Annotated in this window: 18 protein-coding genes; 2 read left to right on the top strand and 16 right to left on the bottom strand. The window is 62.0% G+C overall.

Annotated features, from left to right (window positions below; all coding sequences use genetic code 11):
- Positions 1-6: 6 nt before the first annotated feature.
- The 10 genes from KVU_RS15630 to KVU_RS15585 all read right to left on the bottom strand — a co-directional run bounded on the left by KVU_RS15630 (position 7) and on the right by KVU_RS15585 (position 12168).
- Positions 7-1353 (bottom strand): MmgE/PrpD family protein, encoded by a 1347-nt coding sequence (locus KVU_RS15630; protein ID WP_014538186.1) that lies wholly within the window; start codon positions 1351-1353, stop codon positions 7-9.
- Positions 1354-1361: 8 nt separating this feature from the next.
- On the bottom strand, positions 1362-2345 hold the full coding sequence (locus tag KVU_RS15625; protein ID WP_013385769.1) for a serine hydrolase domain-containing protein: 984 nt from the start codon (positions 2343-2345) through the stop codon (positions 1362-1364).
- A 4-nt stretch (positions 2346-2349) separates the two neighbouring features.
- Positions 2350-3120 (bottom strand): ABC transporter ATP-binding protein, encoded by a 771-nt coding sequence (locus tag KVU_RS15620; protein ID WP_013385768.1) that lies wholly within the window; start codon positions 3118-3120, stop codon positions 2350-2352.
- Positions 3117-3989, bottom strand: a complete 873-nt coding sequence (locus KVU_RS15615) for an ABC transporter ATP-binding protein (protein ID WP_044008282.1) — start codon at positions 3987-3989, stop codon at positions 3117-3119. Before KVU_RS15615 ends, KVU_RS15620 begins: the two co-directional genes overlap by 4 nt.
- Complete coding sequence (gene nikC, locus KVU_RS15610; protein ID WP_013385766.1) at positions 3982-4905, bottom strand: nickel transporter permease; 924 nt, start codon at positions 4903-4905, stop codon at positions 3982-3984. Before nikC ends, KVU_RS15615 begins: the two co-directional genes overlap by 8 nt.
- Before the next feature lie 7 nt (positions 4906-4912).
- Positions 4913-5971: an ABC transporter permease gene (locus tag KVU_RS15605; protein ID WP_013385765.1), complete on the bottom strand. Its 1059-nt coding sequence runs from the start codon at positions 5969-5971 to the stop codon at positions 4913-4915.
- Positions 5972-6032: 61 nt separating this feature from the next.
- Positions 6033-7640 (bottom strand): ABC transporter substrate-binding protein, encoded by a 1608-nt coding sequence (locus KVU_RS15600; protein ID WP_014538185.1) that lies wholly within the window; start codon positions 7638-7640, stop codon positions 6033-6035.
- A gap of 64 nt (positions 7641-7704) precedes the next feature.
- Complete coding sequence (locus KVU_RS15595; RefSeq protein ID WP_013385764.1) at positions 7705-9135, bottom strand: M20 family metallopeptidase; 1431 nt, start codon at positions 9133-9135, stop codon at positions 7705-7707.
- 29 nt (positions 9136-9164) lie between these two features.
- Entirely contained in the window at positions 9165-10991 is a 1827-nt protein-coding gene (locus KVU_RS15590; protein WP_014538184.1) for an alpha/beta hydrolase family protein, read from the bottom strand.
- 244 nt (positions 10992-11235) lie between these two features.
- Positions 11236-12168 (bottom strand): LysR family transcriptional regulator, encoded by a 933-nt coding sequence (locus KVU_RS15585; protein WP_014538183.1) that lies wholly within the window; start codon positions 12166-12168, stop codon positions 11236-11238.
- 146 nt (positions 12169-12314) lie between these two features.
- On the opposite strand from KVU_RS15585, the gene KVU_RS15580 reads away from it, so the two are divergent.
- Positions 12315-13826 (top strand): serine hydrolase domain-containing protein, encoded by a 1512-nt coding sequence (locus tag KVU_RS15580; RefSeq protein ID WP_014538182.1) that lies wholly within the window; start codon positions 12315-12317, stop codon positions 13824-13826.
- 75 nt (positions 13827-13901) lie between these two features.
- A complete protein-coding gene (locus KVU_RS15575) occupies positions 13902-16193 on the top strand; it encodes an NADP-dependent malic enzyme (RefSeq protein WP_013385761.1) in 2292 nt (763 codons plus the stop codon).
- A gap of 67 nt (positions 16194-16260) precedes the next feature.
- On the opposite strand, the gene KVU_RS15570 is transcribed toward KVU_RS15575, so the two are convergent.
- The 6 genes from KVU_RS15570 to KVU_RS15545 form a co-directional block, all read right to left on the bottom strand.
- Positions 16261-18279, bottom strand: a complete 2019-nt coding sequence (locus tag KVU_RS15570; RefSeq protein ID WP_013385760.1) for a DEAD/DEAH box helicase — start codon at positions 18277-18279, stop codon at positions 16261-16263.
- Positions 18280-18475: 196 nt separating this feature from the next.
- The gene (locus KVU_RS15565; protein ID WP_013385759.1) at positions 18476-20305 is read right to left on the bottom strand and encodes a glucose/sorbosone family PQQ-dependent dehydrogenase; all 1830 of its coding nucleotides are present in this window, start codon (positions 20303-20305) and stop codon (positions 18476-18478) included.
- Between the two features lie 201 nt (positions 20306-20506).
- Positions 20507-20884: a PRC-barrel domain-containing protein gene (locus KVU_RS15560; RefSeq protein ID WP_014538180.1), complete on the bottom strand. Its 378-nt coding sequence runs from the start codon at positions 20882-20884 to the stop codon at positions 20507-20509.
- Between the two features lie 62 nt (positions 20885-20946).
- A complete protein-coding gene (locus KVU_RS16335) occupies positions 20947-21507 on the bottom strand; it encodes a PRC-barrel domain-containing protein (protein WP_236953177.1) in 561 nt (186 codons plus the stop codon).
- Between the two features lie 409 nt (positions 21508-21916).
- The gene (locus KVU_RS15550; RefSeq protein ID WP_044008265.1) at positions 21917-22090 is read right to left on the bottom strand and encodes a DUF1328 domain-containing protein; all 174 of its coding nucleotides are present in this window, start codon (positions 22088-22090) and stop codon (positions 21917-21919) included.
- A gap of 79 nt (positions 22091-22169) precedes the next feature.
- Entirely contained in the window at positions 22170-23018 is an 849-nt protein-coding gene (locus KVU_RS15545) for a response regulator (RefSeq protein ID WP_013385755.1), read from the bottom strand.
- Between the last annotated feature and the right edge of the window lie 84 nt (positions 23019-23102).

The following is a 23102-nucleotide window of genomic DNA, read 5'->3' as shown; positions in this document are numbered from 1 at the left end:
CAAGGATCAGGCGTTGAACAGCGGATCAATCGCCTTCAGATCGCGCTGCAGGGCGATGGTTTCGCAGGTGACGAACAGGCCATCGACGGAGGCATTCGTCAGACCCGTGCAGCAATCGACGAATTTCTCCATCCGGTCGGCATCATTGAACGCATCGCCAAGATTGCCTTTGGCAACGCTGCGCGCGCCTTCCAATTGGCCGCCATTCTTAAGCCACAATGTGACCTTATGCGGATGTAGCGCCTTTTTGCTGTTTTCCTCGCCGTAATGTTCCATCGTGATCACGGCCATCAGCGGATCTTGGGCATACTGGTCGACGGCGCTTTGGGTAAAGTCCGACAGGCTGAGGACGCCTTTGCGCAGCGCACGCGCGACGCAATATTGCATCGAGAAACGGGCCTGCATCTCGTCCACCGGCGCGGGATAGGCCAGGTTGCGCCAGTTCGCGACGCCCACCAGCGTATCGACGCGGGCGATGTCATCTGCCGTAAACCCATGTTTCGCCTGCAAATCAAGGATCGCATCGATCACCATATGGGTCGAGCCGCAGCAGGGATGACGTTTTGGCACAACGCCCGTGGTCTCAATGACATGGGGGCCGTCGATGGGGGTCTTGTCCCAAAAATCGGTGATGATGCCGCCGGAATATAGCTCGCGCAGACCCTGCTCACCCTCAAGGATGTCCATCTTGCCCGACAGGCCTGCCTGCGCCAGCAGCGCCGCCTCGACCGCATTGCGGGCGGCCATGCCGGCGTGGAACGGTTTGGCCGAGGTGCCGAACTGCCCCTTGACGCCCGAGGCCATGCTAACCCCCAGCGTCAATGCGCGGGCGATGCCATCGGTATCAAGGCCCAAAAGCCATGCCGTGCCTGCGGCGGTCCCGACCGAGCCGATGGTCGAGGTGCCATGCCAACCGGCGACATAATGGTTATACCCCACGCCCCAGCCGACATAGGCCTGCGCCTGCAAGGCAATCAGATAGGCTTTGACGAAATCCTCGCCGCTGGCGTCAACCAGATCGGCAATGGCCAGCAGCGCCGGTACGATCACGGCCGAGGCATGGCTCATACCAGGGCGGAAGTTGTCATCGAAATCAAGGGCATGGGCAGCGGTGCCATTGATCAGCGCCGCAACAGCGGGGGCGGCGCGGCCACCGCCGACGATCCGCGCGCCGCTGGCGCCGATCTGGCTTTCCATTGCACGGCGCACGGCCAGCGTCGCGGAATCGGCGCGGCCCGCGACGATGCAGGCCAGCGTGTCGGTGATCGCCTCGGCCGCGAGGCGTTTGGCGGCGGCGGAAAAGTCGGTCTGTGCGCCGCACCACGCGGCGATGTTCTGGATAACGGTCGTCATGCTTTACCTCAGGCCGCAGTCGCGGCGAAAACGGCTTTCAAGAATTTGCCAAAGCCGAATTTGGACAGTTCGGTGCCGGGTGTTTCAGTATCGACGCGGTGGATGATCACCATGTCATGTTCGGGCACGACCATGCAGTAATGGCCGCCCGCGCCATTGGCGGAATAGCTGCCTTTTGGCGTTTTCACGCCGGGCGCAAAGACGCCGTCGCGTTCCAGCCAGAACATATAGCCATAGCCGCCGCGGGCGCCGGCGTGGGAATACAGCATGACGCATTCCTCGGCCCAGCCTTCGGGCAGGATCTGCTGATCGCTCCAGCGCCCGCCTTGCAGGTAAAGCTGGCCAAACCGCGCCAAATCGCGCGAGGACATGCGGAACGGATAGGCATCATGGCGCGACTGCTGGAAGCTCTCTCGCCAAGCATCGGGGGTGTCACCCGCAAGCGAGAAATCCTCCATTCCGACGGGACCGGCGATGCGCTGCTGGAAGGCGTCTGCAACAGACAGGCCGGTTTGCTGCACAAAGACCGTGCCAAGCGCGTTGAAATCCCAGTTGTTATAGCACCAAAAGGTGCCGGGCGCGTGGGAATGGCGCTTTTCCTTGATGCGCTGCATCCATTTCGTCTCGTATCCGGCGGCGTGGTACACGCCGGAACGGGCGGTCAGCAGATCATAGACCTGCGCCTGCAATTCGACGTCGGACAGGCCGTCGTTGTCGTCGATGTTCAGGTCTTTCATCGTGGCATTCAGGTCGATGGTGCCATCCGCGACATCCTGCCCCATCAGCGCCGCCAGAAAGCTTTTGCGGATCGAGTGGCACAGGTATTTGCGGGTCGTATCACCATAGGCATACACGATTTTGCCGCCGATAATGACCAGCGCGGCATCAGTGTTCTGGCTATCAGCAACGGCGGTGATCGCGGCTTTGGCGGCGGGGCTAAAGGCGCTGTCGTCGCTTTGCCATTGGCCGTTGGGGTTGGTGCAGGGGGTCATCGGATTACTCTTGTGAAGGAATGGCGTCGAGGCTGGCTTGCAAGAAGGTGCGGGTATAATCCGCCGTTGCCCGTCCAGCGCGGATGTCGTCTGCGGTCATTTCCTCGAGGACGCGGCCGTGCTGCATGATGCCGGCGCGCTCGCAAATATGGGCAATGACGGCAAGGTCGTGACTGACCATCAGATAGGTCAGGCCGCGTTCCTCGCGCAGGGTTTTCAAAAGGTTCAGGATTTCCGCCTGCACCGAGACATCCAGCGCCGAGGTTGGCTCGTCCAGCAGCATCAGCGTCGGCTCGATAATCAGCGCGCGGGCAATGGCGATACGTTGGCGCTGACCGCCAGAGAGTTCATGCGGATAGCGGAAACGGAACTGCGGCCCCAGACCCACGGCCCGCAGCACATCGTCAATGCGCTGGTGGATATTGTCAAAACCATGGACTTTCAGCGGCTCGGTCAGCACATCCTGCACCAGCTTGCGCGGATGCAGCGAGGCATAGGGGTCCTGAAACACCATCTGCACGCGGGAAAAGAACGGCTTGCCGCGCTTGTTGCCGACGGTTTCGCCGTCGAACTGGAAGGTGCCGGAAAAATCGGTGTTCAGCCCGGCCAGCGCGCGCAGGATCGTCGATTTGCCGCAACCCGATTCCCCGATCAGGCCGTAAGCGCCGCCTTTGGGGATCTGGAACGACACATCGCGCACGACCTGACGGCGCTTGCTGCCGGTGCCGAAAGAAATCGTCATTCCGGTGACATTGACAAAGTTCTGGTCACTCATGCGGATGGCTCGAATTTGGTTTGCAGGGTCGGCTCGGTCAGCCATGCGGGATCGCGGGTGGGCACGACAAGGCGGTCGGTCGGCTTATCAAGGCGGGGCAGGCTTTGCAGTAGGGCGCGGGTATAGGGGTGCTGCGCCTTATGCAGGTCGCGGGCGGGCAGATCCTCCATGATGCGGCCGGCATACATGACCAGCACGCGGTCGCAGAAACTGGCCACCATGTTCAGATCGTGGCTGATGAACATGAGGCCGGTGCCGCGCCGGGTGACCAACTCGTCCAGAATGCTCAGGACCTGACGGCGCACCGTCACATCGAGGGCCGAGGTCGGCTCGTCCGCGATGATCAGATCGGGTTCGGGGATCAGCATCATCGCGATCATCACGCGCTGGCCCATCCCGCCCGACACTTCGTGCGGATAGAGGTTAAAGACATGTTCAGGGTCGCGGATATGGACGGATTCCAGCATCTCGATGGCGCGGGCCTTGGCGGCGGCCCCTGCAACCTTGTGGTGGACGCGATACGCCTCGACAATCTGCGGCCCAATCTTGACCAGCGGGTTCAGCGAGAATTTCGGGTCCTGCAGGATCATCGAGATATGGCGGCCGCGGATTTGACGCATCCGCCGCTCGGACGCGCCTTGCAGGTCCTCGCCCATGAATTCCAGCTTGTCGGCGGTGATGGTTGCGGTTTTTGGCAGCAGCTTTAGCATCGAGCGCCCGGTCAGCGATTTGCCCGAGCCGCTTTCGCCCACAATCCCGACCTTTTCCCGCCCGATATCGAACGAGATGCCGCGCACCACATCGACGGGGCCGCGCGCCGTCTTGAACGAGACGCGCAGGTTTCGGACATGCAACAGATTATCAGACATTGCGGGGATCCAATACATCGCGCAGGCCATCGCCCAGCAGGTTAAAGGCAAGGCTGGTGATCAAGATCGCACAGCCGGGAATGGCGGCGATCCACCAATGGGTGAACATGAAATCGCGGCCCACCGACAGCATCGCGCCCCATTCCGGGCTGGGCGGTTGCGCGCCAAGGCCCAAAAAGCCAAGTCCCGCCGCCGTCAGGATAATCGCGGCCATGTTCAGCGTGACGCGCACGATGACCGAAGGGATGCACATCGGTGCGATATGGCCAATGATGATGCGCCAGGCAGGTGTCGCCTGCAGGCGGACGGCGGCGACGTAATCGGAATTGCGGATCATCAGCGTCTCGGCCCGCGCGAGGCGCGCGATCGGCGGCCAGGCGGCCAGCGAGATAGCGATGACCGCGTTTTCAATCCCCGGCCCCAGTGCGGCCGAAAAGGCCATGGCAAGGATCAGGCTGGGAAAAGCCATGAACAAATCAACGACCCGCATCAGAACCGTATCGACGAGGCCGCCGAAATAGCCGGAAACGGTACCGATGATCAGACCGACCGGCCCGACAATCGCAGCCGTCAGAAACGCCATATAGAGCGTGATGCGCGAGCCATAGAGCAGGCGCGACAGCACATCGCGGCCCAGCTCGTCCGTGCCCAGCCAATGCGCCGCTGATGGCGGCAGCAGACGCGCCTGCAAATTCTGGCTGAACGGGCTATAGGGCGCAATCATGGGCGCCAGCAGGGCGGCCATGATAATGACCAACAGCACGCCAAGGCCGATCATCCCCGAAGGGTTCGCCAGCATCTGTTTGATCTTGCGCCAGATATGCTGCGCGCGCGCCTGCCGCGCGGTTTGCGGCACCGGGGCGTGCAGCCATGCGCGCAGGCCCGTCGGGTTGGATGTGTCAGGGGTAGATGTCATGGCAGCCTCAGCGCGTGCGCGGATCAAGGACCCGGTAAAGAAGATCGCAGATCAGGTTGATCACGACGAAAATGATGCCGACAACCAGCGTGCAGCCGACGACAGCATTCATATCGCCCGCCATCAGCGCGGTGGTCAGATAACGGCCAAAGCCCGGCCAGACGAAAACGGTCTCGATCAGCACGGCGCCTTCCAGCAAGAAGGCATAGGACAGCGCGACCACCGTTGCCAATTGCACCGCGATATTGCGAAATGCATGGCCCCAGACGGTGCGCGCCCAGCTCAGACCTTTGACACGGGCGGTGATGATATATTCTTGCGAGAGCTGCTCGGTCATAAAGCTGCGGGTCATGCGGCTGATATAGGCCATGGCGCCAAAACCCAGCAGCGAGGCGGGCAGGATGATATGGCTGAACACATTCTTGAACGCGTCCCAATTGCCCTGCAACGCCGTGTCGATCAGCAAAAATCCGGTGCCCGGCGCGACCGAGAATTCATAGACAAAGCCGATCCGGCCCGGCCCCGCGACCCAACCAAGGCCAGCGTAAAAGACCATAAGGCCCATCAGACCCAGCCAGAAATTCGGCATGGAATAGATCACAAGGCTGAACAGGCGGATCATGTGGTCAAAGATCGAGCCGCGATACATCGCGGCCAGTACGCCGGCGGGAATACCCAGGAATGTGCCGATGAAAATAGCCACGGTCGCCAGCTCGATCGTGGCGGGAAAGACGCGGGCGATATCCTCGACCACGGGACGGCTCGATGTCAGCGACATGCCAAAATCAAGCGTCAACGCCTTGGTCAGATACATCCAATATTGCACCCAGATCGGCTGATCGAGGCCAAGCTGCGTGCGCATACGGTCATAGGCCTCTTGGCTGACATTGTCGCCAAGGATCGCCAGCACCGGGTCCAGCGGCAGCAAGCGACCGATGAAAAAGGTAAGCGTAATCAAGCCCAGCAGCGTCACGGCTACGGAAATAATAAGGCGTAGGGCGCGGGTGACAAAGGCGCGCCGATCGGCGCGGCGCTCGTCATCTGTTGTAACCGGCAGATCGGTCATGCGGGCTCCTGTGGGAAAAGAGGCGCGGGAGGATGAATGTCACCCCCCGCGCCCGCAGGTTTTACTTGGTGACAGCGTCGTAATAGACGCGGAAACCATTGCGCGGATAGGCGGTGATCGTGGTGCGCAGCGCAGCGGGGTCCATCGTTTGCATGATGAACGCCAGCGGGCCGTTTTCCATCTGGTCACGTTGCAGCGCGTGATACAGCTCGATCCGGCGGGCGGGGTCGCGCTCCATCATGGCTTCTTCGACGCGGGCATTGGCATCCTCGTCGAAATAGGCCGAACGCCAGCTCGGATATTGGCCAAGGTTCGCTTCGGCGGCGTTGTCGGGGTTAAACACCATGCGCGAGGACATCATATGCGCATCGGGGATCGAGGCGCCAAAGCCCAGCAGCGCGGTCTCGAACTCGCGGCCACGGGTGCGCGAGAACAGCTGCGAATTCGACATACGCTCCATGTTCAGCGTGATGCCGACCTGGGCTGCGGTCTCTTGCAGCGCTTGACCGATGGGCGAGCCATAGGGGTGCGAGCCGATCAGCAGCGTGGCGGTGAAACCATCGGGATAGCCTGCCTCGGTCAGCAGTTCGCGGGCCTTATCCAGATCCAGCGAGAAGGGTTGACCTTCCTCTAGATCCAACGCGCCAACGGCGGGGTATTGCACGTAGCTGGCGCGCGGCACGCCGACACCGCGCATAACCGTATCGCCCAGACCCTGATAGTCGATCAGGTAGCGCATCGCCAGACGCACGCGGCTATCGTTCAGCGCCGGGTGATCCATGTTCATCGCAAGGTAGAACATCGACGGCTTAAGCACTGTTTCGATTTTGATATTTTCGTTCTGCTCAAGATCAGCCAGATCTTCGGCATTCAGGTTGCGGGCAACATCGACATCGCCGCGTTCGATCAGCAGACGCTGGCTGCCGGTTTCGGCCACATGGCGGATCAGGATCTGGTCAAGGCCGGGGGTGCGGCTGCCGCCCGCGGTTTCATTCGCCTGCAGCATCACGACTTCGCCGGGGTTCCAGCGCACAAGGTTATAGGGGCCGACGCATTCCGTGCGGGTCGCAAGGTACGCATTGCCCAAATCGTCGCCCGTCGCATTCGCCTCGACCACCTTGCGGTCCAGCAAGCTGGCGACGCGGTTTGCAGCGATCGAGCCGAGGATCAGGCTGGCCGGATAGGGCCGGTCCAGCGTCAGCACCAGCGTGCGGTCATCGGGCGCGGTGATGGTCTGTTCGATATTTGCAGCCGTAAAGCCGTATTCGATCAACGTGGCGGCATTGCCAAAGCCGAGGCGTACGACGCGCTGCATCGACCAGGCCAGATCACCCGCCGTTGCGGGCGAGCCATCGCGGAAGGTCAGGCCTTCGCGCAGGTGAAAGGTCATGGTCAGACCGTCTTCCGAGGTCTCCCAGCTTTCGGCCAGCGCGGGGACATAGTTCGACTCGTCCGCGACGTCGAAATCGACAAGGCTTTCGCAGGCGTTGCGATAGATCTCGTCGGTGACGACTTCGGCGATTTGGGCGGGGTCAAAGGTGGAAATCGCGTCGATATTCCATGCCATGACCAGCGCGTTCGGCGGAGTCTGCGCCAGTGCAGGGGCGCTGACCGTGGCGGCAAGCGCCAGCGTCAGCGCGGAATTGCGCAAGAACGACGTCTTTTTCATTATAGTCTCCCTGTGGTTGGGCGGAATTTAACGGCGGGCGGGGGCCCGTCCGGTAAAGTGCGGTTTAGCCAAGATCTGCCGGGCGCGGTTGCAGCGGCGGGTTGACCTCGGTCGGAATGGGGCAGGTGTAGGGCGTTTTCGCCAGACGGCGGGCGTGGTCGGCCTTGGCCGCCGCCAGTTGATCGGCGTCGAGCAGCATTTCCACACCCGTGCCCGCCATGACTTTGGCGGCATAGATCATGCCCTTGTGGGCGGCAGGCATTTTGCCCTGCGCGGTGATCTGCCAGCTATGGCCGGGGGTGCCGATGGCATGGGTGGCGACGCGCGCCTGTACGGTCGGCACGACCCAGCTGATATCGCCAAGATCGGTCGAGCCGATCATCGGCTCGCCGCGCTGGTCAAAGGGGATGACGCCTTCGTGCAGCGGCAGTGCGGGGTCGGTTTCAATGCCGACGCGCAGGAAATCGTTCTCGATATCCTGATCCAGCAAGGTCGCCTGAATTTCGCGGGCAAAGGCGCGGTCGGCTTCGTCAAACGGCACACCGCCGAGGCGGTCCATGCAGCCCTGCATCGCCTGTTCCAGCGGACCGTTGCCCAGCAGGTTCGAGACGGCGGAAATGGTGGTGATCTCGACCTCGGTCTCGGTCATCATCGCGGCGCCCTTCGCGACTTTCTTGACGCGCTCGAGCAGGTGGAACATCGCCGGCAGCGTGGTCGAGCGGATCGCATAGCGCACTTTGGCCTTGGCCTGCACCACGTTGGGCGCAATGCCACCCGAATCCAGCATCGCATAATGGATGCGGCTATCGGCGGGGACGTGTTCGCGCAGGTAGTTGACGCCGACATTCATCAGCTCGACCGCGTCCAGTGCCGAACGGCCCAGATGCGGCGCGGCCGCCGCATGCGAGGCGCGGCCCGTAAAGGCGAAATCCATGCGGGTATTGGCCAGCGACAGGGCTTCATCCACGCGTGTGAACGAGGCGGGGTGCCACGAGATGGCGATATCGACATCGGCAAAAGCACCGGCGCGCGCCATAAAGGATTTCGCGGCGCCGCCTTCTTCGGCGGGGCAGCCGTAATAGCGCACGCGGCCTTTGAAACCGCTGGTGGCCAGCCAGTCCTTGATCGCGGTCGCGGCCAGCAGCGCGGCAGAGCCCAGCATATTATGGCCGCAGCCGTGGCCGTGACCATTGCCCGGAATCGGGCGGTATTCGGCAACGCCCGCCTCTTGGCTCAGGCCCGGCAGCGCGTCATATTCGCCAAGGATCGCGATGACGGGGCCCTCGGTTCCAGCCTCGCCCATAATGGCGGTCGGGATATCGGCGACGTTTTCGGTGATGCTGAAACCTTGGGCCTCCAACATCTTCTTGTGCTCGGCGACCGAGCGGTATTCGGTATAGGCAATCTCGGGCATGTCCCAGATCACATCGGAGAACTCCGAGAATTCAGCGCCTTTGGCGTCGACATAATCCCAGATGATATCGCTGTTCTTCATTATTCGGCCTGTGTCAAAAGGGCTGTTGGTCAGAGGTTGCGCTGCACGAAAGCGGCAATCGTGCTGAACGCGTGGATGCGGTTTTCGCGGCGGGCAAAGCCGTGCCCTTCGGCGGCGACGCGCAGAATCTCGACAGGTTTGCCAAGGCCGCGCAGCGTGGAATAGACCTGCTCGCTTTGCTCCATCGCGACGCGCGGGTCTTCGTGGCAATGCACCAGCAGCAGCGGGGCGCGGATCTGGTCCATCTTGTGGATCGGCGACAGGCTGTCCAGCAGCGCAGCATCGGTGCCATATTCGACCGCGCGCAGCACTTTGCGCCACGGGCCGGTGGTTTGCATCATCGTGGTGAAATTCGAGATGCCATAGAGATCGATGCCGCATTTCCACAGATCGGGGCGCGTCGTCAGCGCCGCCAGCACCATGAAACCGCCATAGGATTGGCCCTGCACGCCGATACGGCTGGCGTCCACATCGGGACGCGCGGCGATGGCATCGGCGATCGCGTTCAGATCCGCCACGCTGTCATAGCGTTTTTCGCGGTCATCGCTGGCATGATAGGAGCGGCCATATCCGGTCGAGCCGCGCACATTCGGCGCCACCACCATCACACCTTGCGACAGGTGATGCTGTACATCAGGGCGCCAGTTATGGCTCCATTGCCCCTCGGGGCCGCCATGGACAAGGAACAGCACAGGCCAGCCCTTCGCGGGCGGCGTGCCAGCGGGGCGGTAAACCAGCGCGGGCACCGACAGGCCGTCAAAGCTGGTGAAACGTTCCAGCACCGGCGCGATCAGGCTTGCCGCGCTGATACCGCCTTTGGGTGCATCGGTCAGTTGCGTAAAGGTGCCGCTGGCCAGTGTATATTGCCAGACATCGCAGCTATGCGTCGTGCTATCGAGAGACATCAGCAGCGCCGCGCCATCGGGGGTGAAGCGTAGTGAATTCACGCAGCCGATAAAGGGCAGGGCGACCTCAATCCGGTTGTCGCCATTCAGATCGCTCAGCACAAGCTGCGTTGCGCCGTCGATATTGATCGCACATGCCGCCTGCTGTTGGTCGGGTGTCAGCGCATAGGCGTCGATATCATGGCCATCCGCCGCGATGCAGGAGACGAGCGCGCCGCTGGCCAGATCGCGTTGTTGCACCTGATGGAAATCGCTGCCCTGATCGCACAGCAGAAAAACCGTCGCCCCGTCTTTGCGCAGGCGGGCATTCATATAGCGGGCAGGGCCGTCATGCGGCATGATCGCAGCGCAAGCGCGCGTCGCGATATCCAGCAACAACAGGTCCTGATCGCCCATGCCGCGCGCGCTATCGCGCAAGATCAGCGCGCTGCCGTCGGGGGTAAAGGCGATCGCCTCGATAAAGCCGTTGCCCTCGAGCAGCGTGGTCACCGCGCCGCTGGCGACATCCATCAGATGCACATCCATCAGATGCGGTGCGCGGGCGTTGCTGGAATAGGCGATCTGGCTGCCATCCGGGGACCATGCGCCCCATTGATGCACCACCGTCGGGGCGGCGGTCAGCGCCACGGGCGCATCCGCACCCGCGCGCAGCAGCAGAAACTGGAAACGCTCATCGCCGCCGGTATCGGTGACGATCAGGATATCGTTCGATTTGGGGTTAAAGGCAAAGCTGCTGACGCGCTCGGCCAGATCGGTCAGGCGCAGGGCGGGGCCGCCCGCAAGTGATTGCGACCAGATCTGATTGGTCCCGCTGGCATTGGACAGATAGACAAGCGATGCGCCATCGGTCGAGACAGCCTCGGCCCGCGCCTCGCGCATGGCGGTCAGGGCGGTGATGCCAAATGACGTCATGCCGGGGGGCGTGTCGGTTTTAATCACAGTATCGGCCACACACTTGTCCTTTGATTGTCACATCCTTGAAACCTTCTGCGGCAATACGGAGATCGCGCATTCCTGCACGCTGGCCCACGGCGGGGCGGCGGCTCCAGTGCGTTATTGGAAAGCGCTATTCCGTTTTGGAATGAGGCGCGGGCGCGGCGCGGGCCCTGTCCATGAAATCAAGGCTTAAGCCTGAAAACAGCGCCGGATGGCAATGTCGTCGGGTCAAGGCGCGGCGACTAAAATTTGGTCGTTTTCACGATTTGAACGCCCAATCCATGCTATTGCAGCGGGGAAAGCTCGCCCAGTTTGCGCCAGAATCTGTTCTTGATCCGCGAGCCATCGTCCATGGGACGATAAAGCCGCACGTCGACCAACAGGTCATATTCGGGCGTGGCGGCGCGCAGCAAGCGCCCCGTCGCAAGGTCGTCTTCCAGCAGTTTTTCGGGAATCCACGCACCCCGAGGCCGACCCGCACCGCCGCCAGCAATGCCGCAGACAGCGCGTTTTCATAGACGGTGTTCAGGCGAAACCCGCCGCGTTTGATGATGCCGGGCAAGGCATTGGCGAAAAAGGAGTGGTTGCGATAGCTGAGGTAATCGACCGGGCGATCTTGCTGCGTCAGATCATAGCGTGGCCGCCCGCCCGTGCCGGGCACCGAGACGGGGATGCAGCGCTCGGTTCCCACCGTCAGATATTCGAATTCGTTCAACGTGTTCAGCACGGCGACGCTGCTATGGGCATAGGTCAGCAGGAAATCGGCATTGCCGCTGCGCAGCAGCTCCACCCAATCAGGCATGGTGGTGCGGCTATCGGCAAAGCGGAAACGAAACTGCTCGCCCCGCTGTTCCAATTGCGCGACGAGGCGAGGAAAGGTGGTGATGGACAGCGTGCTCATCATGCAGACGGTCAGCACCTCTTGCGCCGCCATATAGGGCGCGCGCAATTCATCGCGCACCGACAGGATCATATTGTACATTTCCTCGGCCCGCGGCAGGAATTTCTCGCCCGCCTCGGTCAGGCTGATCGGATTTGTACGGCGCTCGATCAGGGGCGCGCCCATCCAGCCTTCCAGCAATTTGATGCGGCGCGACAGGGCGGATTGGGTGATGTTACGGGCCTCGGCGGCACGGCAAAAATTCTTGTGCAGGGCCAGTGCCAGAAAATCCTCAAGCCACTTGCTTTCCATCGCGGCCCCCCCGTTGACACCGTGCCTATATAGCGCCCGCTGCGGCGGCATCCAAGCGGCAGCGCTTGGCTTTGCGGGGTAAATGGCCCAAGAAAAGCAAAAGTTTGCGTACGAATCGCGGCAAAAACGTCAAGGGGACAATAAAGATGGCAATGCTGAACTGGGATGCCGCCGCCGAAATGGCGCGAAACGCAGCGGGCTGGGAGGCTGATCAACCCGGCGGCGCGATCATCCTGTTCGACACCGCCGGCCTGCGCGATAGCGCGGTTGCAGGGGTCGAAAGCCTGGCCACAATGAGCCCGATCAGCGTCGACAGCATCATGCGCTATGCCTCTGTCACTAAACATGTTTTTGCGAGTTTCGTGCTGGCACATCCCGCGGTGATCAGCCTTGACGATCCGCTGTCAAAACATCTGCCGCAGCTCAATGCGGTGACAGGCGCCGTGACAGTGGGGCGCGCGCTGGACATGTCCGGCGGCATCCCTGACACGCGCGAGGCCCTCAGCCTGTTGGGGCTGTCGATGTTCAATCAGACCCGCGCGCCGCAACTGCTGGATTTTCATGCGGCGATGCCCCGCCTGAACTATGAAACCGGCACCGAGGTGCATTATTCGAACGGCGGCTATCGTCTGGTCGAAGAGGCGATGCGCAGCCACGGCCTGCTGTTCGACGATTTCCTGCGCGCGACGCTGCGCGAAAAACACGACCTGCCGCTGCATGCCTCAGAGATGTGGACCGATCCGGTGCGCAACCTCTCGACCGGCTATTGGCACGATGGCACGGGCTGGAAAATGGGACTGCAGGGTATGCATCTGTCGGCGGCGGGCAGCCTGTCGGGCAGCGGGCGCGCGCTGGCCGAATGGGGCCGTCTGCTGCTGCGCGGCGAGGGCGATTTCGCGGGCCGCTTGGCCGCGCTATCGGCGCCGCGTTATCTGACGGACGGCCGCCCGACGGGCTACGGTCTGGGCCTGCGGCAGCAGGCGGTCGGGGCGTTGACGCTGGTCGGTCATGGCGGCTCGCAGCCCGGCTATCGCAGCTATCTGCTGTTGGACCCCGCCACCGGCACCGGCTGCGCGATTGTTGCGAACCGCGATGATGTGAACCCAACCTGTATCGCGACCGACATCATGGCCGCATTGTTGGGCGAAAAAAGTCAAAGTCCCGAAAGCACCCTGACCCCCGGCCTTTATGTCGCAAGCGAAGGCGCCGATTGGCTGGCCGTCAGCGGCAATTCGGTAACGCGGCTGGATGATGCGGTTTCGGTCTATCCCGACGGCACCGGCGGCGTTGATAGCCTGTCGCCCACCTCACGCCTGCAATTGCGGATGGAGGGTGATGATATCGTGGGCCTCGTCGGCCATGCGTCCAAACGCTATCGCCCTGTGGCCGCCTCGCCTGCGCCGTCGGGCCTTGCCGGCATCTGGCGCAGCCATGCCTTTGGCGCGGTGCTGGAAATCGCCGGTAACGCGGTGATCATGGGCACCGGCCCCCTGCGCCGTGCGATGCCGCTGCATCACCTTGGCGGTGGGCGGTTCCTGTTCACGCTGGAAGATGGCCCCTCGCAGCGGAAAATTTGCCTCCATTATCGGGGGGATGGGCGGATTGACCTCGCCCTCGCGCGCGCACGTATGATTGAATACGAGAAAGCGCCTGCCTGAGGCAGATACGCAACGGCGATATTGGCGCGGGTGGCAAACTAGGCTAGGCCCGGCCCAAATGAAAAGGAGAGGGCGATGACCTCGGGCATGCAGGACGAAGCCGCACAGGCCGCGCGACAGGCCGCGCTGAACTATCACGAATTTCCCCGCCCCGGTAAGCTGGAAATCCGCGCGACGAAACCGCTGGCCAATGGGCGCGACCTTAGCCGCGCCTATTCGCCGGGCGTGGCCGAGGCGTGTCTTGAGATTAGGGACGATCCCTCGACCGCCAGCCGCTATACATCGCGCGGCAATCTGGTGGCGGTGGTCTCGAACGGCACCGCTGTTCTGGGCCTCGGCAATATCGGCCCGCTGGCGTCAAAACCGGTGATGGAGGGCAAGGCGGTCCTGTTCAAGAAATTCGCCAATATCGACTGTTTCGATATCGAATTGAACGAGAGCGACCCCGAAAAGCTGGCCGATATCGTCTGCGCGCTTGAGCCGACATTTGGCGCCATCAACCTGGAAGATATCAAAGCACCCGATTGTTTTATCGTCGAAAAACTGTGCCGCGAGCGGATGAACATCCCCGTTTTCCACGATGACCAGCACGGCACCGCCATTGTGGTCGGCGCGGCGGCAACGAATGCGCTGCTGGTGGCCGGCAAGGCGTTTGATCAGATCAAAGTCGTCTCGACCGGCGGCGGCGCGGCGGGCATCGCCTGCCTCGAGATGCTGGTGAAACTGGGCGTCAAGCGCGAGAATATCTACCTCTGCGACCTTGAGGGGCTAGTCTATAACGGCCGCACCGCGCAAATGACGCCGCAAAAGCAGGCCTTTGCCCAAGGCGACAGCCCCGCGACGCTGGGTGATGTGATCACCGGTGCAGACCTGTTCCTTGGCCTGTCCGGCCCGGGCGTTTTGACCGGCGAGATGGTCGCGAAAATGGCCCCCGCGCCGATTATCTTCGCCCTCGCAAACCCCACGCCCGAGATCCTGCCCGACCTTGCCCGCGCCGCTGCCCCGAATGCGATCATCGCCACTGGACGGTCTGATTTTCCCAATCAGGTCAACAACGTGCTGTGCTTCCCCTTTATCTTCCGCGGGGCGCTGGACGTGGGCGCGACCGAGATCAATGACGAGATGGAGCTGGCCTGTATCGCAGGCATCGCGGCACTGGCGCGCGCTACCACCTCGGCCGAGGCGGCTGCCGCCTATCAGGGCGAGCAGCTGACCTTTGGCCCCGATTACCTGATCCCGAAGCCTTTCGATCCGCGCCTGATGGGCGTCGTCGCATCCGCCGTGGCGCAAGCTGCGATGGAGACGGGCGTCGCCACCCGCCCGCTGCCTGATATCGCCGCCTATCGCGCGCAGTTGGACAGTTCGGTGTTCAAATCGGCGCTGCTGATGCGCCCCGTGTTCGAGGCCGCGCGCCAGACCACGCGCCGCATCGTCTTTGCCGAGGGCGAGGATGAACGCGTGCTGCGCACCGCCGCCGCGATGTTGGAGGAAACCACCGATGTGCCGATCTTGATCGGTCGCCCCGATGTGGTCGAGGCTCGCTGCGAGCGTTACGGCCTGCCGATCCGTCCGGGCCGCGATTTCCACATCGTGAACCCGCAGGACGACCCGCGTTATCGCGATTATTGGGGCACGTATCACGAGTTGATGGCCCGGCGCGGCGTCAGCCCCGATACCGCCCGCTCGATCATGCGCACCAATACGACCGCGATCGCCGCCGTCATGGTGCACCGCGACGAGGCCGACAGCATGATTTGCGGCACCTACGGCCAATATCACCAGCATCTTGATTTCATTCGTCAAATTCTGGCGCGCGGCCAATTGCGACCGGTTGCCGCCATGTCGCTGATGATCATGGAAGACGGGCCGCTCTTCATTGCGGACACGCAGGTGCATTCGGACCCGACGCCCGATCAGATCAAGGAAACGGTGCTGGGCGCAGCGCGTCACGTGCGCCGCTTTGGCCTGACCCCGAAAATCGCGCTCTGCACCCAAAGCCAGTTCGGCAATATGGACACCGATGCGGGCCGCCGGATGCGCGGCGCGTTGGAAATGCTGGACGATATCGCGCCCGACTTCCTTTATGAGGGCGAGATGAACGTCGATTCCGCGCTGGACCAGTCTTTGCGCGAGCGCCAACTGCCCAATGCGCGGTTCGAGGGTTCGGCAAATGTGCTGGTCTTTGCCTCGACCGATGCGGCCTCGGGCGTGCGCAATATCCTGAAGGCCAAGGCAGGCGGGCTGGAAGTCGGCCCGATCCTGATCGGCATGGGCAACCGCGCCCATGTGGTGACGCCATCCATCACCACGCGCGGGCTGCTGAACATGTCGGCCATCGCGGGCACGCCGGTCGGCCATTACGGCTAAACCAGCCGATAGGCATAGAAAAAGGGCGGGGTTTTCACCCCACCCTTTTTGCATTCGGCCTTAAATATCAGGCCTTGAACTTGCTTTTGCGCGGCGCGCCGCCGGTGGTGTTCGCGGCATAGGGCTTGCCTTTGAACGCGGGCTTTGCGCCATCACGCGGCTTGGCCGGTGCGCCTGCGGCGCTGGGGCGCTTGGCCTTGAAGCTGGGCTGTTCTTCGGTCCAACGCGGCTTGATCCGTGCGGTTTTGGTCGCGGCGGGGGCGTCATCGAAACGCGGCTTGCGCGGCGCTGCGGCGGGTGCATCGGCCATGCCGGCCTCAAACTCGCCCTTGCGATGCTTTTTCGGCGCGGGCTTGTCGTCCCAGCCGTCGTTCTTGCGCTCGACCCAGCCGGTCTGCTTTTTATCGCCCCAGCTCTCACCGCCCTTGGCGAATTTACCGGGCTTGCCTGCGCCGAATTTCTTCGGGCCGCTGCTGCGCTGTTCCAGGTTCGGCTCGCCGTCGATTTGCGTCAGCGTCAGGCCAGGCTCGATTTCCGAGACATTGGCGAAACGGCCCGCTTCATTGGCCGCGATCTGCACAAAGGTCTCGGACTCGCGCACGCGGATCGCACCGATCGCATCGCGGGTGATACCGCCCGCATCACAGATTTTCGGCAGCAGCCAACGGGCTTCGGCGCGGTCGACGTGACCTGCCGACAGGCTGAACCAGACCGACGCGCCAAATTCGCGCGGCGAGGTACGCGGCTCGCGCGGGGCGGGGGCGGCACCGGGGGTGGGCGTGTTCACGACGGTCAGCGCCTCGGGGGCGGGGCGACCTTCGCGCCACAGTTGGACGAATGCGGCAGAGATTTGCTCGGCACCAAATCGGGCCAGCAGATCATTCGCGACAGTCATATCATCCAGCTTGGTGGTCAGGGCCGGATGCTCGACCATGCGCAGATCGTCGCGGGCGCTGACTTCTTCGGCCGAAGGCGCCTTGCCCCATTCCGCGGTCACTTTGGCAAAGCTCAGCAAACGCTGCGCTTTTTTGAAATCGCCGGGGGTGACGATCAGCGCCGAGACGCCCTTGGCACCCGCGCGGCCGGTACGGCCCGAGCGGTGCAGCAGGGTTTCGGCATTGGTCGGCAGATCGTAGTGGATCACCAGCTCGAGGCCCGGCAAGTCAATGCCGCGCGCCGCGACGTCGGTCGCGATACAAACGTTGGCGCGGCCATCACGCAGCGCTTGCAGCGCGTTGGTGCGTTCCTGTTGCGACAGCTCGCCCGACAGGGCCACCACGCGGAAGCCACGACCGCTCATCCGCGACAGCAGATCATTCACATTGGCGCGGGTCTTGCAGAAGATGATCGCCGTGCGCGATTCATAAAAACGCAGCATGTTGAAAATGGCGTTTTCGCGATCGCGCATGGTGACCGACAAAGCTTGGTAGCTGATGTCGTTGTGCTGCTTGGCCTCGCCACGGGTTTCCAGACGCAGGGCGTCATTTTGGAAGTCGCGGGCCAGTTTTTCAATCTCGCGCGGCACGGTGGCCGAGAACATCAGCGTGCGGCGATCTTCGGGCGCGGCTTGCAAGATATATTGCAGATCATCGCGGAAGCCGAGGTCGAGCATCTCATCCGCTTCGTCCAGCACGGTCACGCGCAATTCGGACAGGTCAAGGCCGCCACGGTCGATATGGTCGCGCAGACGGCCGGGCGTGCCGACAACGATTTGCGGCAGACGTGCAAGGGCGCGGCGCTCGGTGCGGTAATCCATACCGCCGACGCAGGTCGCGATCTGGGCACCTGCATTGGCGTAAAGCCAGGTCAGTTCCTGAGCAACTTGCAGCGCAAGCTCGCGCGTGGGGGCGATGAACAGCGCAACAGGCGGCGTGTTCAGCGGCAGGATATTGTCGTCGCCCAAAAGGTCGGGCGCGACTGCGATACCAAAGGCCACCGTCTTACCCGAACCGGTCTGTGCCGACACCAGCAGGTCGCGGCCATCAGCCTCGGGCGCAAGCACAGCTTGCTGCACGGCGGTCAGCGTTTCATATCCACGTTGCGAAAGGGCCGCGGCCAGAGGCGCGGCGATATTTTGATGAGTCAAAACTATTCTGCCTAAATGGGCCCTAAATAGGGCGGGAGGGACTGAACCGTCTCTCTTATCGGGCAACACACCCGCTTAGACCCAGAACAGCCGAAGGGGCCGCATTAACCGTGATAGCGGCACATGTCAAAGGCAGATGTGAAAATAAATGAAATACCCCCGCCTGATGTGCAGGCGAGGGTGGTTTTTACAGCATTCAGCGGGTGGCAGCGGCCTCGGCCGGGGTCAGGATGCCTTCGTCATTGCCCCAGCTGTTGCGGATAAAGGTCGCGATGGCGGCAACCTCCTCGTCATCCAGCCGAGTCGCAAACGACGGCATATAGCCAAAACCGTGGATGATGGTGCGGGCAAGGTAGTCCTTGTCACCCGTCACATCCGGCACGCCCACAAAGGTCGGGCCCTGCGCACCTTGGCCAGCGGCACCATGGCACGCGGCACATGCGCTGCCATAAAGGGTCTGGCCTTCGGTGAACAGCGTGTCGTAATCGACATCCGCAACCTCAGTCGCGCCCGCGCCTGCACCCTCGGCGGGCACTTGCGTGTATTGCGTCTGCGGTGCGGGCGCGGTCATCATTCCGGTCTGACCCGCAGCATCCTCGCCGACATAGCTAAAGACAAGGATCGCGCCGGGGTTATGCAGCACGTTGGTAAAGCCGGTCTCGCCATATTTCTGCGCCGAGGTGCCAAAGTTGTCGGTCGCCACAAAAACATGGTTATCGGGGCTGATCTCGATATCGCGATAGCGGTTCTGGGTGCTGAACCACAGCTCGGGCAGGCCGTCGACAGATTGGCCATCATCGCTGAGGTGCTGCACATAGATGCCGCCATGTTTCAGCGTCGGGATCAGGATCGAATTATCCCAAGCCGCGATACCGCTCTCGCCCGCCGCATAGTAATAGGCAGACGAAGGCGCGATCGTCGGATTACAGATCCAGCCGCAATTGGCGGTGAAATCGTAATCATTATCCACCGTCCAATAGGTTGTCAGCGGATCGACCATCTCGGGCGCGAATTCCAGCTCGGGGAATTGCGGCACGGTGTCGGGGATACCGGCGCGACCGGTGTAACGCTGGTCAGCGGGCGCTTGGCTCCAATCAGCGTAGACATAGGATTTGCCATCGCGATAGCCGGCCACATTCGGCCACCCATAGTTGCCACCGCCGGCGATGATGTTCAGCTCGTCATCCGTATCGGGGCCGTGTTCGGTGGCATAAATGGTGCCGTCGGGGCCAAAGGTGATGCCCTGCGGGTTACGGTGGCCATAGGTAAAGATATGGCTACGCACGCCCTCGATCTCGGGGTTGTCTTCGGGGATCGTGCCGTCAAGGTTCACGCGCAGGATCTTGCCCGAATAGGCGACCCAATCGCCCGCGTCGACCTGCTCTTGCGTCGGCAGCAGTTGCGCGTGGTTCGGACGGCGGAAGTTACCGCCAAAGTTCGCGCCTTGCTCGCCCAGCGTGTAAAAGATGTGTTGGCCATCGGGGGCGAATTTGATGCGACCGCCATTGTGGTCGTTGCCTGCGGGAATGCCTGCGACCAGATCAACCGGATCGACCAGCTGCTGCGCGGCAGCGTCATAGGCATAACGCACCAGCTTTTGATGCGGATCGGGCGCTTCTTCGGTGCCGGTGTTATAAGTGTAGACGATATAGACGTAGTCGTTGCCGCTCTCTTGCATAAACTCAGGATGCAGCGCGAGGCCAAGTAGGCCCTGGTGTTGCACATCGACGCTGAAATCGGTCAGGGTCAGCAGGACCTGCTGCTCGCCGGTATTGGGGTCGACGCGCGTCACTTCGCCGGAAGATCGCTCGGTCACCCACAGCATATTGTCGGGGCCCCAGGTGATTTCCCAAGGGTTCGACAGGCCGGTGGTCAGCACGCGCGAGGTAAAGGTCTCGTTCGCGCCCACCGGCACTTCGACCGGGTTTACCTGCGCATGGGCACCCGCGCCGATCATCAGCGCAAGGGTCGAGGCTGCGACAAGGCGCATGGCGCCATTCTTATGTTTCAATGATTTGGGTAACATCTACGTCTCCTTGCGTCGGGCTTGGATCTGGGACTGGCATCCGCATTCAGCAGCATGACCGCGACAATTTGTCACGTCAGAACTGACAAGGGCGGATGTGGAAGTAAAGATGTGACCTTAGGTTACGACAGCACCTCGGCGGGGTCTAGCGCAAAAAGCCGGCCCCCGCAGGGGCCGGCTGATGGTGGCTTACTGGATCAGTTAGATCCAATAGGGCGGCAGGCCATAGTGGTCATAGTTGCGCTGCTGCCAGTCGCGGTTGGTACGCCAATCGTCGCTATAGGCGGGCGCGCCTTCCAGCTGTGCCTTGGTCAGATCGGTGACATAGCCGTGGCGGGCATGGTCATAGCGCAGCTTGCCAAACGGGATCAGGTGATAATCCGAGCCGAGGCCCAGAAAACCGCCGAACTCCAGCACGCCGTAAACAACTTTGCCGCTGGCGGCATCGATCATCACGTCGTCGATATGGCCCAGATCATCGCCTGCGGGGCTGTAGACCTTGGTGCCCTTCACTTCATCCTTGCCGGACAACAGATTGCTGGTCTCGGCGGGATTATACGAGGTTACAGGATTGCTCATCGGTCTTCTCCTTTATAGGCCCCGCAGCGGATGCTGCGGGGGAGGCATCAGGGCGAATGGGTTTACTGGGTCACGTGCTCGGGCATCGCTTCCAGCTGCTCGCGCGACATGCCGACTTCGACGTGCAGCACAGTGCCATCAGCATCGCGGATCACGTCGATCTGCTCGACCGGGATCAGCACGGGCTTCGCGCCAAGGCCCAGGAAGCCGCCGACATTGATGATCACGCCGGTCACGGCATCACCGTTCAGTTGCAGATCACTGATCGAGCCGATGCTGGTGCCTTCCAGATCCTGCACATTCGCGCCGGTCAGCTCCTCGGCAGTGGCAACGGCACCGCCTTCAGCCATCGGGGCTGCGGTGGTGGGCGGCTCGGCCGGGACCATCGGGTCCGCAGGGGCCGGGATGGCCGGATCAGCGGGGGCCGGGATGGTCGGGTCAGCCGGAGCCGGGGTCACCGGATCGGCAGGAGCCGGAATAGTGGGATCGGCCGGTGCAGGCGTTACCGGGTCCGTCGGCGCGGGCATTGCCGGATCTGCAGGTGCAGGCGTTGCGTCTTGCGCATAGGCCGCAGTACCGGCGGTCATCAGAACGATAGCTGAGGTGAGCATGAGGTTTTTCATGACTAACTCCTTTTTCGTGTTCAGCGCCCCGTCTTGGGCATGCTTATACAACGTGCAGATCGGGGAAGGGTTCCAATATTCCCGCCTAAAATTTAGATTATTTATTTATTTATCAAGGCTTTAAGCGGATAGCCGTCAACGCATTCAGGCCGCAGCGCCATGGGCGGTGCGGAGCTTTGCGGGCATCCAGACAATCGCATATGCGACGCGCGCCCTGTGTGAATGTAACAGACCGGAGGGGCGCGGGTTCCGCCCCCGCACCGCTCTGCGGAGCAATCGGCGCCCACCCGCCAGATTGGACAAAGGTGTCGGCGGAAATATGCGGCTGACGTGTCGCCATGGATATCCACAACGAAAAAGGCCGCCGCTTTTCAGCGACGGCCTCGGGTATTTTTGTTTCCTTATCGGATCACATCGGCGGGCGCCCTCGCAGGGCGCGGGCGATCATCGCCACCACAAAGAATACGATGAAGATAAAGAACAGAACCTGAGCGATCGAGGATGCTGTTCCCGCAATACCGGTGAAACCCAGCGCCGCCGCGATCAATGCCACGACGAGGAATGTAAGAGCCCAACCTAACATGTCGTCACCTCTTGTTTCTTGTTTCGTCTGCCAAAGAAACGCCCCGAAATCAAAACGGTTCCGGGCGTTTCACGAGATCTTAGCTGGAAAGCGTCTCGGTCGAGGCAAAGAACATCGCCTGCGACACGGCCGAGCGGACGCGCTCCTCGGTAAAGGGTTTGGTGATCAAGAAGGCGGGTTCGGGCCGCTCGCCTGTCAGCAGTTTTTCCGGGAAAGCCGTGATAAAGATCGTCGGGATCGCGCCCAGTTCAGCCAGCAGCGTATTGACCGCATCAATGCCCGAAGATTTGTCGGCAAGGTTGATATCCGACAAGATCAGATCGGGCTGCGCATCGCGACCCAAAGCCTCGGCCTCGGCACGGGTGGTGGCGACGCCAACGACCTCATGGCCCATTTCCTCGACAATGGCGCGGATATCCATTGCGATCAGCGGCTCGTCCTCGATGATCATGACGCGGCCCTTGATCGTATCGAGCGTCTCGACATAGGCGGTCTTCAGCAGCGCATCGGCCTGATCAGCGTCGATCTGCATAATCTGGGCGATATCCTCGCGCGAGAATTCCTCGACCGTGAACAACAACAGCGCCTCGCGCGTGTTCGAGGTCAGCCCCGCCAAACGCGCCAGCGCCCGCTTTTCCGCCATCGTGGTTGCCGCATCGGCCAAAATACGGCCCGAGGATTGCCACACGCTGTGAAAGGTGCGGAACAGCACGATGCGCGGCGACAGGGCAGGATCAAGCAGCGAGCGGTCTTCGAGCAGCGCCTCGATCGTGACGGCGGCATATTTATCGCCGCTTTCTTGGCTACCTGTCAGTGCGCGGGCATAGCGGCGCAAAAAGGGCAGCTCTGCCGCCACGCGCATCGCCATGCTGTTTTCAACACGCGGCGCCTCGCGCGATGTGCTGGTGGTGTGTTCTGGTTCGCTCATACTGGCACACTTCTTTTTAAAAATTTGTATTTCCACTGGAACCAAACGCCTGTGGCCGCATTAGGTTCCCAAGAAATCATACAG

The sequence above is a fragment of the Ketogulonicigenium vulgare WSH-001 genome (assembly GCF_000223375.1).
GTDB lineage: Bacteria > Pseudomonadota > Alphaproteobacteria > Rhodobacterales > Rhodobacteraceae > Ketogulonicigenium > Ketogulonicigenium vulgare.
Note: the sequence above shows the minus strand (reverse complement) of the source record. Positions and strands in the feature narration are given on the sequence as shown.

Excerpts from the sequence above, each read along its gene's own strand:
- KVU_RS15630 (WP_014538186.1), bottom strand. The coding sequence starts at position 1,353 with ATGACGACCGTTATCCAGAACATCGCCGCGTGGTGCGGCGCACAGACC.
- KVU_RS15625 (WP_013385769.1), bottom strand. The coding sequence starts at position 2,345 with ATGACCCCCTGCACCAACCCCAACGGCCAATGGCAAAGCGACGACAGC.
- KVU_RS15620 (WP_013385768.1), bottom strand. The coding sequence starts at position 3,120 with ATGAGTGACCAGAACTTTGTCAATGTCACCGGAATGACGATTTCTTTC.
- KVU_RS15615 (WP_044008282.1), bottom strand. The coding sequence starts at position 3,989 with ATGTCTGATAATCTGTTGCATGTCCGAAACCTGCGCGTCTCGTTCAAG.
- nikC (WP_013385766.1), bottom strand. The coding sequence starts at position 4,905 with ATGACATCTACCCCTGACACATCCAACCCGACGGGCCTGCGCGCATGG.
- KVU_RS15605 (WP_013385765.1), bottom strand. The coding sequence starts at position 5,971 with ATGACCGATCTGCCGGTTACAACAGATGACGAGCGCCGCGCCGATCGG.
- KVU_RS15600 (WP_014538185.1), bottom strand. The coding sequence starts at position 7,640 with ATGAAAAAGACGTCGTTCTTGCGCAATTCCGCGCTGACGCTGGCGCTT.
- KVU_RS15595 (WP_013385764.1), bottom strand. The coding sequence starts at position 9,135 with ATGAAGAACAGCGATATCATCTGGGATTATGTCGACGCCAAAGGCGCT.
- KVU_RS15585 (WP_014538183.1), bottom strand. The coding sequence starts at position 12,168 with ATGGAAAGCAAGTGGCTTGAGGATTTTCTGGCACTGGCCCTGCACAAG.
- KVU_RS15580 (WP_014538182.1), top strand. The coding sequence starts at position 12,315 with ATGGCAATGCTGAACTGGGATGCCGCCGCCGAAATGGCGCGAAACGCA.
- KVU_RS15575 (WP_013385761.1), top strand. The coding sequence starts at position 13,902 with ATGACCTCGGGCATGCAGGACGAAGCCGCACAGGCCGCGCGACAGGCC.
- KVU_RS15565 (WP_013385759.1), bottom strand. The coding sequence starts at position 20,305 with ATGTTACCCAAATCATTGAAACATAAGAATGGCGCCATGCGCCTTGTC.
- KVU_RS15560 (WP_014538180.1), bottom strand. The coding sequence starts at position 20,884 with ATGAGCAATCCTGTAACCTCGTATAATCCCGCCGAGACCAGCAATCTG.
- KVU_RS16335 (WP_236953177.1), bottom strand. The coding sequence starts at position 21,507 with ATGAAAAACCTCATGCTCACCTCAGCTATCGTTCTGATGACCGCCGGT.
- KVU_RS15550 (WP_044008265.1), bottom strand. The coding sequence starts at position 22,090 with ATGTTAGGTTGGGCTCTTACATTCCTCGTCGTGGCATTGATCGCGGCG.
- KVU_RS15545 (WP_013385755.1), bottom strand. The coding sequence starts at position 23,018 with ATGAGCGAACCAGAACACACCACCAGCACATCGCGCGAGGCGCCGCGT.